General features: G+C 58.1%; 13 protein-coding genes. 2 read left to right on the forward strand and 11 right to left on the reverse strand.

Going from position 1 to position 15,837, the window contains the following annotated elements:
• The 3 genes from AAC035_RS08680 to AAC035_RS08690 all read right to left on the reverse strand — a co-directional run.
• On the reverse strand, nucleotides 1-425 hold a 425-nt coding region (locus AAC035_RS08680; protein WP_339802630.1), incomplete at its 3' end, for a DUF1853 family protein.
• 205 nt (nucleotides 426-630) lie between these two features.
• Nucleotides 631-1,158, reverse strand: coding sequence for a PRC-barrel domain-containing protein (locus AAC035_RS08685; RefSeq protein ID WP_339802632.1), 528 nt, complete (start codon nucleotides 1,156-1,158; stop codon nucleotides 631-633).
• A 259-nt stretch (nucleotides 1,159-1,417) separates the two neighbouring features.
• Entirely contained in the window at nucleotides 1,418-2,719 is a 1,302-nt protein-coding gene (locus tag AAC035_RS08690; RefSeq protein WP_339802634.1) for a DUF2254 domain-containing protein, read from the reverse strand.
• Nucleotides 2,720-3,333: 614 nt separating this feature from the next.
• On the opposite strand from AAC035_RS08690, the gene AAC035_RS08695 reads away from it, so the two are divergent.
• Nucleotides 3,334-4,071 (forward strand): PEP-CTERM sorting domain-containing protein, encoded by a 738-nt coding sequence (locus AAC035_RS08695; protein WP_339802637.1) that lies wholly within the window; start codon nucleotides 3,334-3,336, stop codon nucleotides 4,069-4,071.
• A 45-nt stretch (nucleotides 4,072-4,116) separates the two neighbouring features.
• Here the strand turns inward: AAC035_RS08695 and AAC035_RS08700 are convergent, their stop codons facing one another.
• Complete coding sequence (locus AAC035_RS08700; RefSeq protein WP_339802640.1) at nucleotides 4,117-4,929, reverse strand: hypothetical protein; 813 nt, start codon at nucleotides 4,927-4,929, stop codon at nucleotides 4,117-4,119.
• Nucleotides 4,930-5,222: 293 nt separating this feature from the next.
• Between AAC035_RS08700 and AAC035_RS08705 the strand changes: the two genes are divergently transcribed.
• Complete coding sequence (locus tag AAC035_RS08705) at nucleotides 5,223-6,518, forward strand: mechanosensitive ion channel family protein (RefSeq protein WP_339802642.1); 1,296 nt, start codon at nucleotides 5,223-5,225, stop codon at nucleotides 6,516-6,518.
• 31 nt (nucleotides 6,519-6,549) lie between these two features.
• Here the strand turns inward: AAC035_RS08705 and AAC035_RS08710 are convergent, their stop codons facing one another.
• The 7 genes from AAC035_RS08710 to tssI form a co-directional block, all read right to left on the reverse strand.
• A complete protein-coding gene (locus tag AAC035_RS08710; protein ID WP_339802645.1) occupies nucleotides 6,550-6,810 on the reverse strand; it encodes a hypothetical protein in 261 nt (86 codons plus the stop codon).
• Nucleotides 6,811-7,463: 653 nt separating this feature from the next.
• Complete coding sequence (locus AAC035_RS08715; protein ID WP_339802647.1) at nucleotides 7,464-7,730, reverse strand: hypothetical protein; 267 nt, start codon at nucleotides 7,728-7,730, stop codon at nucleotides 7,464-7,466.
• 16 nt (nucleotides 7,731-7,746) lie between these two features.
• Entirely contained in the window at nucleotides 7,747-11,712 is a 3,966-nt protein-coding gene (locus AAC035_RS08720) for a DUF4329 domain-containing protein (protein ID WP_339802650.1), read from the reverse strand.
• A gap of 99 nt (nucleotides 11,713-11,811) precedes the next feature.
• Entirely contained in the window at nucleotides 11,812-12,678 is an 867-nt protein-coding gene (locus AAC035_RS08725; RefSeq protein ID WP_339802652.1) for a hypothetical protein, read from the reverse strand.
• A 13-nt stretch (nucleotides 12,679-12,691) separates the two neighbouring features.
• Nucleotides 12,692-13,465: a hypothetical protein gene (locus tag AAC035_RS08730; RefSeq protein WP_339802655.1), complete on the reverse strand. Its 774-nt coding sequence runs from the start codon at nucleotides 13,463-13,465 to the stop codon at nucleotides 12,692-12,694.
• On the reverse strand, nucleotides 13,450-14,412 hold the full coding sequence (locus tag AAC035_RS08735) for a hypothetical protein (RefSeq protein WP_339802656.1): 963 nt from the start codon (nucleotides 14,410-14,412) through the stop codon (nucleotides 13,450-13,452). Before AAC035_RS08735 ends, AAC035_RS08730 begins: the two co-directional genes overlap by 16 nt.
• 7 nt (nucleotides 14,413-14,419) lie before the next feature.
• Nucleotides 14,420-15,837: type VI secretion system tip protein TssI/VgrG (gene tssI / locus AAC035_RS08740; RefSeq protein WP_339802659.1), on the reverse strand; the 1,418-nt coding region annotated here is incomplete at its 5' end.

Genomic DNA, 15,837 nt, shown 5'->3' on the forward strand with positions numbered 1-15,837 from the left:
CCATACCAGCGGGTTCCACCCTCCCCGGGATAGCCCAGGTAGAATTTCACCGAAATTTCATGGTGTTCCAGTTCACCGGTGTACGGATTACGCACCACACAATCCAACTCTCCCAGGGTTCGCTGCGCCCCTCTGACCGGCAGGTTGCGAACCAGCACCTGCCACCCCAGCAGGTCCCGGAGCAAACATTCATACAAAGTTTCAAAATAGAGCCCCAGCCTGGGGTGCGCCGGTCGGTTCAGGGCTTCCGGTGCCGTCGCGGGGGAGCGGTCCCATTCAGCAAGGCGCTGGCAGATACTATCTGTCACATAGTCCGAGGGTCTGAACGTCAGGATGTCGTCCAGCAATTGCGGCGCTTTCAGCATCCAGGCCAGATGTCGAATGGCAGGATGCTGAAAATCGAAAGGATTTGGCTCAGCTTTCATTCTTACAGGATAACCCGTAACGGCCTCTCACCTGAAACCACAAGGGCGACAGCAGATTACGAACGCGCCTGGTTACCGGTCAGGTAAAACCATCAGACCCCGGCCACCCGATGAAGCGGCCGGGGTCTGAGCGTTCCGGTTCAACCCATGGGAACCCGTCAGAACTGCTGCCGGAGTCAGCAGCAGTGGTCGTGCACAAGAGGGATCAGTTGGTGGCACGATCCTTCATGTCCTGAGCACCTTCCTTCATATTGTGCCAGGCAGACGAAGTAGCCTGCTTTGTGCTGTCCCAGGCACTCTCGGTGGTATCTTTGGTGTTCTCCCAGGCCTGACTGAGGCCTTCCCGGGTCTGGTTCCACCAGCTTTCATCGTATTCCGGCAAGCTCTTCACGGCGTCCTGCCCAGCTTCCATGTGAACCTGGTAGTCGACGTCACCAAAGGCGCTGTCATCCTTTTCGGTCTTGACGGTAAACGAACCTCGCTCCGCTACCACATCAGTGCCGCCCATACCGAGCACATCACCGGTTTTGATCACCAGGGCATGTACGGACATGTCATTGCCCAAAAGAATGTCCTGTACCTCGCCGATTTCCTCACCACTGCGATCGTATACGTCCGCATCAATCAGGTCCTTGGCGGAGTACAGGCCTTCTGCGGCAGAAACAGAGAAACTGAGAGCCATGCTGCTGGCCAGCAGAGATATGCCGACGGTGTGAATCATACGTGTGCGCATAGTAAAACTCCTGTAAAGGTCAGACTTCCAGTTAGAGCCCGGCGACTATAGACAGCCTACCGGGCTGATCAATGCGGATACGATACTGACTCCAAGCCCTGAGACGAAAAAACAGGCTTATCGACATCCATCACACCTTCACGCTAACAAATGGCCTGAGCTGCACCTAGTGACGTTGTGGCAATGAATTTGTACTAAAAATACGGCATTAATCCCGACTTACCGCGCTGAGGCCCTGATCAGAAAGAGAAATACCCGGTTAATCATTCGCACGCATTATGCCGTTTGCCGATACCGCCGGATCCCCGCCTGCGGCAGCCTGGACCGCCATGAGATCCTCACGCAGCACCATGGCTTTTTCTGAGCGGGCCAGGGCAACCCTGCTCTGGTAGCGTGCCGCGCTGGCCACCTCTGCATTGCCGCAGTCCACCAGGATTTTCAGGCAACGCTGAAGCGCTACAGCCGCCTCAACAATACCGGCGGCATCTCTGCCAATGCCCTGAAACGCGTCATCCAGCAAGCCATCGACGGACATATCAGGCACTTCTACCCGATCACAGACCGGTGTCTCCTTGCTTTCCGGTTCCGGTGGCTGGCACCAGATATCCAGCAACCGCACCATGGTTCCGACCACCTTGATGGCGGTACCCGGATCGTTCACTGCAGACGACAGCGCCCGCTTTGCGATCTCCGAGAGCACCACAAATCCGAAGCGAGGATCCTGATCAAACACCCGGTCCTGATCAATGCTGAAAAAACTGAGCAAATCCGTTTCCCACTGCTTCGGCAACCCGTTTTGACCAAAAGACAACCAGGCCAGTTGAGTTCCCGACGCCATGAAATCGCCCGGCAAAGCCACAATGCGGACCCGGGCATCATGTTCGACAGCCCAGGCCTGAAGGTCTTTGACATTGATCTCCTGCAGATAACCCACCCGACACGCCCGCAAGGTCTGATCTGCATGAAAATTCGGTGACACCGGCACCCCACCCAGATGAGGTGTATCCCGCCAGTTTTTCAGCACGACACTGGTTGCCGTTTCAACACGATCAATCACCGGCCCAAGCAAACCCAGACGGGCGACACTGTCCACCCAGTAAACGAATACCACGATCACCATAGCAAATACGGCCATGGCCTCGACAAAAATCATGAAATAGCCGGTGCCCTCGAAATAACCCTCCTCCAGTGCAACCCGGGCCACCACACTGAAGATAAAGGCGCCCACAAAGGTTGAGTGGGCGGTCTGGGAAACATCGTCCCGCAGAACCAGAGTCAGGGTCCGGGGCGTGCCACTGCTGGCGGCCGAGGCATAGGCTGACACCATGGAGCCCACCGCAAACGTCGCGATGACCAGCATGCTGGCGGCGAGGATGGAAAGCAGTGTCACCACCGTGTCGCGCCCGATGTCAGGCAGGAACTCAATAATTCCGGAACCATCGATCCAGCCGGCAGCAAACACACCAACCAGGGAGGCGAGGCCAAACGTCGCTGGCCGGAACCAGAGCCTCTCCCGCAATCGATTGACATGGAAAATGAGCGACTTTCCCTTACTATTCACCAATATCCTCTCCGTAGCCGTGAAGCGGCTGATAGTCTGGTCCGTCAACCGATCTTTCAGACCCGGGTATCCCGGGCTGACCGACAAAGAATAGCACCGATTGCGCTTGTCCCATGCTTATCCCGGTGATCGCGGGCACCGTGAATACGGTTCGGTGTGAGCACACGGCCCTCCTTCCTTAAGGCGCATGTTTAGCGACCTGCGGGTATTTGCTACGCATTTCTACGTCGATTCCCTAAACACCTCATTTATTCATTCTTTTTTTATTAGCCAGTTTATTATTCAAATCAGTTCATTCTAATACCCGAAATGCCATTTATTGGGCATTTTTAGTCCCGCTAAAGGCGTCCCCGAGGACACGTATAGTTAATACTGCTGTCGATAAAAATTACGACTTTCCTGAAATTCGAACTTCAAGTTATTGTTTTAAAACACAACATCAGTTCGGCACGGATATAGCATAGAGAACCATGTCACATTTCACCGAACCGGGGCCTCACGTTAGAACCCCGGAATCCGGTGAAGAGTCATCAAACGGTCTCCGATGTACAGGCGTAGAGACAGACGGATCACACAAGGATCATATAGAACATGGATTTCAATGGAGAATTATCATGAACCTGAAACTGATCGTTACAGCCATCGCTCTGACAACCTGGGCCGGCTCTGCAAACGCAATCTTTGTCAGTAACGCCACCGGAAACGGCCTGCAAACAGTCCTGGACAATGTCACCTTAGGCCCCGTTCCCGGAGCTTCGTCGATCGACGTCAACGCCGACCAACTCAGTGAGGATCAGGACAGTTACTGGCAAACCGTGGGTGGCGCCAGCGCCACTACTCTGGTGTTTGAACTGGCAAACAACCGCAACGTCAATACCTTCGGTATCTTTGACCAATCCGACCCCACCCAGTACGTGGAACTGTTTGCAGGTCCCGAAGGCGTCGCCACCCAGAAGTCTCTGTCCATAGCAGGTGATGGTACGGTGTCGATTAACGCCGTCGATACGGGCGTCACCTTTAACTCGGATGTTTTCGGCTTCTATCTCGGTCGGGCATCAGGTCCGACCTTTTATTCCGACAGCAGCCTCCACGGCGGTGTCGATCAGATGGCAGCCCTGCAGGGCAACAATGTCGACACACTCAATCTGGCGGGGCTTGGCCCCACCCTCTGGACGGACGACAGCTATATCATTGCCTGGGAGGACCTTGGCTACGCTGTTTCCGACAAAGACGTCAATGATCTGGTGGTCTTCGTGAGCTCGATCACCCACCAGATTCCTGAGCCTGGAACCCTGGCATTGCTGGGTCTGGGTCTGGTAGGCCTCGGGGTTGCCCGACGCAGGAAAGCCTGAACATGCAGGGACATGCAGACCTGTGCGCTTGCATGTCCTTGCCGTTCAAACAGCAACCGGCCACTGGGGTGCCGGGCCCTCCGGAAGTTCCGGTTCGGAACGGGCGGTCAGGTACTCCAGGATGGCGGCATTCAGGTCAGAGCCCTGACCCAGCCCCTGGTTACCGAACAGGCGGTTGAACTCAAGCACGTAGGGATAACCATCCACCAGTGCAATGTCGAAGCCGGCGTGATCAACACCCAGTGCCCGGGCCAGCCGCAGCGCAAGTGCCGTAGCCACCTCTGGCACCGGAGTGGCGTTGTCGATGGTTCCGCCTTTGGCTACATTGTTGTAGAAGCCCCGGGGCGCCTGGGTCCGCCAGTAGGCAGTCACGACCTTGTCCCCGACGATGACCACCCGGACGTCCCGGTCCAGAGGCAGGTACTCCTGTGCGTAGAGCACATCGGTGCGGTCGCAATACCGACGCCAGTCCTCCCGGGTTTCGATCAGCCAGACGCCGTCCCCCATACTGGCCTTAGGCAGTTTGGCGACGAACGGATGGGTCATGGCCTCCCACAGCTGATCCCGCTCCCGGGGACCATTGCCCTCAATGAGCGTCCATGGCGTATGCTCCGGAGCTATCGCCTGAAACGCCCGGGTCATCTCCACCTTGTCGTGACCAATGTGATAGCTGGCAACACTGGGAAACACCCGACAATTTAGGCCATAGACCAGAGCGTTAAGCTGCCAGTACTCAGGGAACAACACCCAGTCCGCTTCCCGCAGCAACTCCTTGTGGCGCAGAAAATGTTCGGGCTTCAGGTTGGTGGTATCGGGAAATCCAAGAGTTCGAAAGACGTTAAACGACACCATGTGCATGATGGATCAGCGGCGCTCCCGCAGGGTGAAAGCGCGCATTTTATGCTCAATCTTTCAGCAGTAAAGTGATTTCTCTGGATTTTTGGACTGTCAGGATGTACTCAGGTCTGAACACTGCACCTGATCACCCTGCAAAGCCCGAACTGGATGTCTGTACCGCAGTCGACATGCCTCGCGGGATCCGTTGCCAACCGGCGCAAACTTCATTCCACTCTGACATCGATTGTCGAGTCAGTCCGGAACGGAATCTGCTACTTTAAAAGGGCCCTGACTGCCACCCCAACGGAGCCCTGATGACAAACCGGATTGTTGTGTGCCTGATGCTACTGGCATTTTTTCTTCCTGCAGCCCACGCCCAGGTGACGGGGGACTCGGAGCCCGAAATTCAGGTTCAGGATGTGCCCCGGGACCAGGCAATTGAGCAAAGGCTGACGGCGGTGATGGCCGCCATCGATGGCCTTGAGGACATTGGCGTTACCGTGCAGGCCGGGGTAGTAACGTTGGCGGGCGAGGTGTCCAGCGCGCGCTCGGCGCGGGAGCTGATCGCCATTGCCCAACGGGTGGAGGGCGTGGTGTTCGTGCAGAACCGGCTGGTGGAAAATGTGAATGTGCCCGCCCGCCTGCAGCCCGCAAGGCAGAAAATCCAGGAGCTGAGCGCCACCGTTATCCGTGGGCTGCCGCTGATGCTCATTGCCCTTGGGCTGGTCGTGGTGTTTGCACTGCTGGGACGCTGGGCCAGCCATCGTGCTGGCTGGTTACAACACCTGGGGTTCTCGGAGTTGGCCACTCACCTCGGCAAACGGGTGATCCGCCTGATCATTACCACAGTCGGCATCCTGCTGGCACTGGAAATACTCGATGCCACAGCTCTGGTCGGCGCGCTGCTGGGTGTGGCAGGTATTGTGGGTATCGCCGTGGGTTTTGCGTTCCGCAATATCGTTGAGAATTACCTTGCAGGTGTTCTGCTCAGTGCAAGAAATCCGTTCAGTATCGGTGACATCGTAAAGATGGGCGAGTTCACCGGGAGCGTGGTCCGCCTTACGTCCCGGGATACCGTGCTGATGACTGCTGAAGGCAACCATCTGCGTATCCCCAACAGTATGATCATGACCTCCCCGCTGACCAACTTCACCCGTAATCCCCTGCGCCGGTTTGACTTTTTGGTGGGCGTTTCGGTGGATTTTGACCCCGCGATCGCACGCAGACTCGGCGCCGCCACCCTGCGTGAAATGGACGGGGTACTCTCAGACCCGGACCCCATGGGCGTCATCGATGCCCTGGGAGACAGTACCGTACAGTTGCGCTTTTTTGGCTGGATCGACCAGCGCAACAGCGACTTCCTCAAGGCCCGCAGCGAGGCCATCCGACTGGTGAAAGCGGCCTTTGACGAGGCCGGAATTGAGATGCCCGAACCCATCTACCGCATTCAGATGCGCGAGCAGCCCTCAGCACCAGCGCAGGCGCCCGGCGCCGGCAAATCCTCCGCGTCATACGAACCGGTAGACGTGGCTGCGGACGACACCATCGGGAAGCAGGTGGCGGATGAACTGCGGATTTCGGATGAGGAGAATTTGCTGAAGAGAGGATGAGCCCGATCAAGGAGAGCCCCCAGCAGGACTTCTAATTTTTCAATGATTTATTCTTGGACAATCGCCCAATCTCAAAGGCAAAATAAGAAGGAGCAATGGTCGCTACCGACACATTGAATACCGAACTCTCAAAATAGCCATTTTTCAGAAGAATCAGCGGCACTATTCCACTTAAAATTCCGGTCACAAAAAAAACAATCCAAAATAAAGCACCTTTACTCAGATAATCAGAAAAAATGCCCATCATTAACCTTGAGAATACCAAAATGATCAAAACAACATAAAAGCTCATTCGCCATCCCCCACTAGCAAAGCATCAACTATAGCACCTGGAAGTAATCATTCCATTGATCGAAAGACCTGTTCTAGTAGCCTGGGTAATAGAAGCCTCGTAGTTACGAGGATCATGCCTCCACCAAGAGCGCTCGGGCAAATTTTTTACGCCCCCTACCCCCTATGGAACCTGTGCCTCATGACTTACTACTTATCGCTTCTTATATCAAGATATTGCCAGGTTCTGTAGCTCAAACAAATAACAGGAAAGAAAAACAACACCAAAGCTAAAACTCGAGGCCAGAAAATGAGCGGAGCCAAAATAAGGAGCTTCAATCCAATCACCTTTACAACATCCGCGATTAACGAAAAATAACCTATACCTATCAGAATCATGAATGCGAAATCGCCATTATCAAAACATTACTTTCAGATATAGTTTTTCAAAAGAAATAGGTCAATGGAGACAGAACAACCATTAAAGAAATAGAACCCCAGTAAAATACCAACCTTATCTCAATGTGATTCACCCGTACTTTTCGAACCTATAAACGGTAATTTCCTACATTAAAATTTAGATCATCGATCACTCTTGATCTTACTTTATTCCGACCCGTATATAGAAACGAAATTTTTAAAACTTATTCAATATCCTTTAACGGTGCAGCCTGCTTATCTTGAAAAATAGAGCTCTAATACCTTTTTAGAAGATCTATCAATGACGCACCGGCCGTGCCCTCCACCCAACATCATCTCGCTTTCTTTTTTCTTTAGGAAAATCTCCACAGTATCCGGCTTGTTAATTATTGTAACTCTGTACCTTTCTAGGTCAGTTTTTTTATTGTCCGGTAAAGCATCGTAGCAAATCTGCCACCATGTCAGATCGCTTCCTTCAACAGTAGTCATTTCGTAATTGTCACTGGCATCAACACCGCTCATACAAACTCCTGAATAACTAATTAGCATCACTATCGACAGAGCGCTTCGTAGACACCTTGCCCAATGTAGAGACTTCGTCATTTTTGACCGAGTAACGCTTAAAACTCCCTTCTGGAGTTGAAACATAGCCATCAATATTATGATGTTTTGCATAGGGAATGTCTCCATACCATTCACCATCAACCGGATCATATTCGTTTGAGAAATTCTCGGAGTCATAGTAAGGCTCATAGGCACCATGAGAATGGTAATAGGCAACTGCCTCTGTACCTTCAGGAACAGAGCTAGGGCCGCCTGGATTTACTCCATCGATAGTGCCTCTGATTGGTGTAGTGTATGAGTACTCTCCGGTACTTGTTCGATATACCATACCTCCATACTCTAGGTTCTCTTCAATCGAAATAGGATTGATCCTTTCAGAAGCATGCCTCGCAGCGTCATCGGCCGAAGGGAAGAGCCCACATGGGTGAAGCTCTTGCATTTCGGTTGAATTTTCACTAACCGCAGCCTGCTCAGTGCCTTCGGCGTCAGCAGGGCCAATGCCATTTTTATCGCATTCAGCCAAGCCAAGTGGATCAACATAGTCTATGGGATTTCGTGTATATCGATAGCTATTAAACCCACCCTTGATCCCCAACGGATCCGCCGTCAAATACCGACCACTCTCCGGCTCATACTCCCTGAACCGATTCTGCACAATCCCGGTCAGTTCATCCTCAAACTGCCCCGGCATCCGGATCGGCTGATGGATATGGCCTTTCGGCATCTCCGGCTGGCACAGGCCCCAGGCATTGGCATTGCCCTGCCACAGTATGTCGCCGCTCTGATCCCACAGCCGCACCGGCATCATCCGATGGTCCAGCTCGTAGTAGTAAGCCTGACCGTTGATCAGTGTGATCAGCGGCTCGTCCGTTTTCGGGTCACGAATGTAAAACTGCCACTGCCCTTCCGGGGTCTGTTCTCCCAGCAGGACGTCGTTATGCCACAGGTAGGTGGTGGTGCCGGCTTCGCTCTTGCGCCAGGCTCTGCGGCCCAGGGCGTCGTAGCCGTAGCTGACGCGCAGGCCAGGCTTTCTGACGTCGATGAGCTGGCCTTCGGCGTCGAATTGTCGGTGTTCGCTGTGTTTGCCAGTAACCCGGACTTCTGCACCCAGGGCGTCGTAGTCCCGCTTGTCGGTGGCGGTCTGGTGCAGGCGGTCCTGGCGCAGCTGGCCGCCTTCGGGGATGCGGTTGCCGCCCAGGTCGTAGTGGTATTCGGTGTCGTTTTCTCGGGTCAGTTGGCCCTGGGGATCCCGCTGATAGTGGGTGTCTCCGGTGACGCTGTCGAGGGCAGCTTCCAGGCGGTTTTCGGCGTCCCATCGGTAGCGCCGGGTGGCGGGGGTCTGGCCCTGCCAGCGGCGTTTGATCAGGCAGCCGTAGCGGTCGTGAAGCTGGCTCTGGCGGTTAGCGCCGGCTTGGCGGTCGGTTTCCCGGCCCTGGTTGTCGAGGGTGCGGCTGATCAGGGTGTTGCCGTTGACGGTCAGGTCAATCCAGCGGCCAAAGCGGTCGTAGCGGTAGTGAACCTCTGTGCCGTCCGGCAGCTGGATCTGTTCGATGCGACTGCCGGGACCGTAGTGGTAGCCGATGCGATGCTGGTCCTGGTGGTGTTCGGTGACCTGGCCATGGCGATTCCACTGCCAGCTGAGTTTGCGGTCGGCGCAGCTGGCGTGGCTGCGGCGGCCGTTGGCGTCGTACTGGAAATGGCGGGTGACGGCTTTACGGTCTTTGCCCTGGCTGGTCTGGCTCAGCACCCGGCCGGCGGCGTCCCGCTCCAGGGTCTGGACCCAGGTACCGGGTTGCTCCCGGCGGGTGATATCGCCGGCAGCGTTGTAGTGGAAGCGGATGTCGCGGCCATCCGGGGCGGCGCAGCGTTCCACCTGGCCCCGGGCGTTCCAGCCCAGTTGCCACTGCTGGCCGTCGGCCCGGGTGATGGCGGTGAGGCGCTCCGCCAGGTCGTAATCGTAGGCCACGGTGTGGCCATCGGGACGGCGGTAGGCGATGGGTCTGGCCAGGGTGTTGTAGTCGTAACCGTGGGCATCGCCGGTGGCGGTGATGTAGCCGGTCAGTCGGCCCACCTGGTCGTAGTAGTATTGACGGCTACGGCGTTGTTCCGGTGCCTGTTCCGGGTATTGATGCACGGCCAGCAGTTTTGCGCCCTGGTAGTCGTATTCGGTGACCAGGTCCTGCTCCAGGCGCCCTGCCACCCGGCCTTCCGGGTTGAAGGCGAAGCGCTGCAGGTGGCCGTCCTGTTCCAGGGCCAGCAGGTCACCGCTTTCACCGTAACCCAGGCGGCGAACGTCGCCGGCATCGCTGGTGGCTTCGTTGAGCCAGCCCTTGGCGTCGTAGTGGTATTGCCACTGGGTGCCATCGGGGCCGGTGGCACTGAGCAGGCGGCCCAGGGGATCAAACAGGCGCTGGATCTCGCGGCCGTCTTCCAGGCGTTCCCAGGTGCAATGGCCAAGCTCGTTGTAGCGCCAGTGATGTTCGCGACCGTCCGGCTGTTGCTCCGCCACCTTGCGGCCATAGTTGTCGTAGGCGTAGCGGGTGGTGCGGTCGTCCGGTTGCTGGTAAGCCAGCAGCAGGCCCTGGTCGTTGTAGTGCCATTGGTAGAGGGCACCGTCCGGCTCCTGGCGGGCGGTGATGCGGCCCTGGTCGTCGTAGTGGAACACCTGGGTATTGCCAAAGGCGTCGGTCACCCGGGTCAGGTACTGATCCGGCTGGTAATCGAAGCGGAAGTCGTGGTGCCCCTCATCGCCTTTGGCCCGCAGGCAGCGGGCCTCCGGGCCCTGGCCCTGCCAGTCGAAGGTAAAGCCGTAACCGGTGGGCAGCTCCCGCCGGGTCAGCAGGTGGCCCTGGTACTGGTAGCGCTCACGGCCATGGTGGCTGTCGCTGGCAATCAGATTGCCAACGCTGTCGTAATCGTAGCTCGCCACCAGACTGCGCTGGTCGCCCTGTTTCACCCAGATCTGGGCGATGCGGGCAGGCTGGCCGGCGCCAGTGGCGACCCAGGCCAGCTCCAGAAAGCGTTCTGCGGCCAGCTCGATGCGGCTCAGGCGCTGCCGGGCGTCGTAATGGAAGCGCCACTGATGGCCCTGCAGGTTCTGTACGGTCACCGGGTACCAGGTCACGTCATCCACGGTGGCCATGATCCAGGCGCGGCCGTCCGCCTCGGTCAGCACCATGCGGTTGTCCTGGCGCCGCTCCAGTCGCAGGCCGGCACGGGCCTGCCAGGTCAGCTCGCCTCGGTTCAGGCGGGTCAGCGGAATCGCTTTGGCCTGGCTGTCCAGTACCCAGATCTGTTCCTCGTCCTGCCACACCCGGCGCAGGCAGTCCGGCGTCCAGCCGGCCCCCAGGCCCAGGTCGCGATCGCAGTAGCCGGAGCGGTAGCTGCGCACCCAGGTCATGGCCATGGGGGCGGCAACGGTGAAGTCTTCGAGTATCAGGATTTCTTCGCCGGTCACCGGGGCTACCGGGTCGCCCACGCACTGTTTGTCCTGATCGGCCGGGCCGGTGTCTGCGGTGCTGGGGTCTTTGGCTTCCGGCGCGCCACTGGCGTCTGCCCCTCCACCACCTTCCGGTTGCCGGGAACGGGCTTCGCTGCTGCCCTCAGTGGCCGGTGCGGCCGTTGGTGGCACATCCGGGGCAGGCACCAGCAATGCTGATGCCGCGCCATTGTTCAGCCACTGGGCCACCCGTTTGAAGGTCTGGTTGGGCACCTGGGCCATCTGGTCAGTGTCGGTCACCTGGTGGAGCAGGTTTTCCCAGCGCACCTGTTGCTCTGAAAAGCGCACGGTAAAATGCTGCTGCAACCAGGCTTTCCAGTCGTTCAGGCTGCCGAAACGGATCGGGGAACCGGAACGGGCGGGCACCTCTGCTCCGGTCGCGCCAAACAGATAAGCGTTGCCGTCGTCTGCAATAATCTCAATCAGACCTGAATTGCTCATGCGTTCCCTGCTTTTCCCTGTCGCTGTCGTCTGTGACACATTTGCATGTCATCCAATAACCCGAATGCTGCTGTTCGCTGTCCCTGAACTCAGATAGCTCTATTTCAGATAACCGTGGCGCCTCAAACGCCGTTCCGGGGGCACCCCTGACCAGAGTGTCTTGCTGGCCATTACCGCGGCCAGCCCGGCCACATCATTAGCGACCACCGGGGGCTGAACCTGGTGGCTGTTGGCCCCGGTGTAGTCGCCCCGGACATACAGGTCCACAAGCACGTCCTGAATCCGACTGTCCAGCGTCGGCCAGTGGGTGGGGCCATAGCTGCTGACCATGTCCGATCTGGCGCAGATTTTCTGCACCTCATCGGCGGCCGCCCGGTAAACCAGCTCAAACAGCCGTAGCTGAACCTCCGGGCTGATTTCGTAATCCAGCAGATCCTCAGCAATGATGAATTGCCACGCGGCGTCACCCTGCAGATGCACGGCGCCGGCAATTTGCAGCGCCTTTGCCGACTCTACCCCGGCCGCCGCCAGATCACGGCTTGCCTCAACCCTGCTGCGCAGGCGCAGGTCGTAACCCCGGCCCACCCTCAAACCGGAAGCCGCAGAAGGAACCTGTAACACCCGGCTGTGATAGCGGCCACCTTCCTGGCCCTCGGCTTCCCAGGTCAACCGGCCGCGCCCCGGCGGAACTATGGGCTGAAGGGTCCGGGACGCGTCCAGGCTGTCCAGTAACCACTGCCAGCTATGGCTTGCCGGCTTGATCAGACCGCTGGCAACACTGACACCATGGGCCACCTGGAAACGGGCGATGGCAGCCGCCAGCTCCTGGCCGGCGCTACCATCGACGGCCAGGGGGGTGTCCCCCTGTTTGCGGCGTACCACGTTCAGCAAGGCACGTACGAATTTCACGTCGTCCGCCTGGTTTTGTCCGCCCTGCCCGACACTGGCCTGTAACATCAACATCATGCTTACCGGATTCCTATGGCCTGAAATTAACCAGAGACAGCCCTACCAGGGGGCTCTGGTCCATATCGATGATGGCGGCCATGTGCCGCCAGTCTCCCAGGCGGTAGCCCTCATGCAGCCAAAACCAACTATAAAGTCCGCCCACCACCCCCATGGGGCCAACCCTGGCTTCGGCAAACTCCCAGCGCACCGCGGGTCCCGCCCAGCTTGCCAGCGACCCCATAAACGGCAGCAGGCGTTCGATAGCGCCGTCGCTGACATTGCCCGGGCAAAGAATGACCTCCGGATCTGGCGCGGCGCTGCAGGCCTGCTCCAGCATCGCGCCGACGTCGGTCTTGCCGTCAAGGCGGCCATCCACCTGTGACCAGATAAACTCCAGTCCCTGCCTTGCCGGCTGCCAGTCCAGCGCCAGCACGTTGTCTGTCCAGCCCTCGTCCAGCGGCACCCGGTCCACTGCCAGTAACCGGGCCGGTTGCTGCAAGCTGGTCATCTGCTTCAGGGCCAGCGCAACCTGGGCACGGCCAAAGCCGGGTTCCGGTCCACTGCCTGCCAGGTTCTGCCACCAGTCACGGTGAGCCCGCTGGGCTTCCGGCAAGATCAGCCAGTTATGCACGTCGCCCCGCCAAAAGGGCGCCAGCCTGTCTGCCAGGCTGGCCGGATCAGTAGCCTGTCCGGCGTCAACGCTGGCCGCTATCGGAGCGTCATCCAGCACGCCGCCACAGGCCATGACGGTGGACAAAGGGCGGCCTGCCAGTACACCCTCTGCATGGGTCAGCTGCCAGCGCACCAGCGGCCTCCGAACAACGAACCCGGACCACCGTCCAGACACCAGCTGCGCCAGTACCAGCAGCGGTTGCGATAGGCCAGCGGCAGCGACTGCAACAGTCTCTGCCAGTCCTGATCGTGCAGGCCACCGCCCCAGGCTTGCCGGCCCCACCAGGCGGGTTTTTCGTCCCGCTGATCATCGACCTCTTCCGATGCCATCGCCGTTTCCAACTGATCACCTTTCAGCCAGCGCAACTCGCGACTGGCGGCCTCGGCCAGCGCCTGATTTTCCTGCGTGCCTGCCAGAATGGCTTCCAGCCAACCCAGAAAACGGCGGGCGCAGCTGATACCCATGGCTTCCACCGTGGTCAGGGTATCGGCGCGGGCGCTCAGCCAGTTCACCATCCACAATTGCCACTCATCCGATACCCGGGTCAGCAAGGGGTAGAACCAGGCTTTCCAGTCATCGCTGCTGTCGCCCTGTTCCCAGAGCGCGTCCAGCAATTCCGCTGACGGCTCCCGGGTGGCCGAGAGCACGTCTGCCCAATGGCGCCAGGGCTCCGGCAGTTCCGCAGCACGGCCACGGCGCCAGTGTGCCAGGGCGGCCCATACCTGCAGCGACGATGCCTCTGGGAAATGCTCGCCCACCGGCACCGCCGGGTTATGGGCCGCCAGCCACCAGACCAGGGGCGCATCCGGCTGACGTATCACCATGGTTTCAACCGCCTGCGCAGGGTCAGCATCGGTGAGTGTCGCGGTAATCTCGAACCACAACACCGCCTCGTCCAGCGGCATGGCCAGCAGCCGGTCCAGTGCCGGTTCTGAAAAGTCACCAACCGGCGCTTCGCTTCCGCCGTGCTCCACCTGGGTCAGCAGCTGTCGGTCGAGCTGATGAAGCATCGCCAGTGTGGCCTCGTCACTGGCCAGCAGGGCCTCCCGTTGGGCCAGCAACAGGTTCATCTGCTCCATGGGCAACTCAGTTCAGGCTGATCTTGGCGGCTTTCAGGGCGATGGTGGTGCCCTGAACCGAAATACTGGTGCCCTTGATGGAAATATTGCCCGAACTTTCCATGGTGAGGCTGGCCGCACCGGTTTTGAAGGTGATACTGGTACCCGCGTCAACAGTAATGGTCTTGCCGACGCTGATTTTCTGGTCGTTGCCCACCTTCAGGGTGTCATTATTGCCAATGGTGCCCTGACGGTTGTTGCCGACGTCGTCAGTCTGGTCATTTTCAACGGTCAGTTCGTGGTCTTTCTCGGCGTGGATGCGCAGCCATTCATTGCCGAGGGTGTCGTCGAAACTGATCTCGTTGTAGTTGGCGCCGTTACCCTTGGTGGTGGAGCGCGACTTGATGCCGGAGGTGTTCTTCTCGGACATGGGCTCATAGGGCATCTTGTTCTTGCCGTTATAGACGGCGCCGGTGATCAGCGGCTGGTCCGGGTCACCATTGACGAACTCCACCAGCACTTCCTGACCCTCACGGGGAATAAACTGGGCGCCCCAGTTTTCGCCCGCCCAGGACTGGGCCACGCGGATCCAGCAGCTGCTGTGCTGGTTGCTCTTGCCTTCACGATCCCAATGAAACTGAACCTTGATGCGGCCATGCTCATCCACATGAATTTCTTCACCGGGCGCACAGGTGACGGTCGCGGTCTGCAGGCCCGGCATCACCGGTTTGGCAATTTTGACGGGCACAAAAGGTCGGTCCAGTGGCATGCAGCGGAAGGTATTGCTGTAATTGAAACGGGCACCGCCGGGCTGGTTATCACTGTCCAGCGGCACACTGGCCTGAATGCGCACTTCGGTAATCAGAAACTCATTGGGGCTGGGCAGACCGTCTTCGTGGGCGCTGAAGCTGAATACCAGGCCCGCGCCGAAAGACCGGTAATCGGACTGGCCTTCCCGCATTTCGTTTTCCTGGGTGACCGCCTGCAGGTGCCGACCGGCCAATCCGGCCTTGTCCTTGAGAGGGCGGTCCTCGCCAATATAGTCAAACAGTTCACGCTCACCGAACGGATCGCCGGGAACCGTTTCCTGACTTTTCTCGTCCACTTTCTCGGCGGGACGGGTGAAATCATAGCCATGCTCAACAATGGCGTTGGAGGTTGCCCGGGCACTGCAATACCAGTTGCTGATTCGGGCTTCGCCCCGCGGTCGGGAGCTGAAAACCACTTCGGCTTCTGCTGCCCTGGCGTAGGCTTTTTCGTTATCGGTAATCACCAGCGTGTGGGAGCTGCTGGTGTGCTCGAAGAAAAAGGCCAGCCCTTCATGGGCCAGTACCCGGCACACAAACTCCCAGTCGGTTTCACCGTACTGGACGCAATAGCGATAGGTGTACAAGGCATTGTTCAGTTTCTTCTTCAGGCTGACAGAGTGCTCGCCCAGTATGGTCT

The organism is uncultured Marinobacter sp., assembly GCF_963974375.1.
Lineage (GTDB): Bacteria > Pseudomonadota > Gammaproteobacteria > Pseudomonadales > Oleiphilaceae > Marinobacter.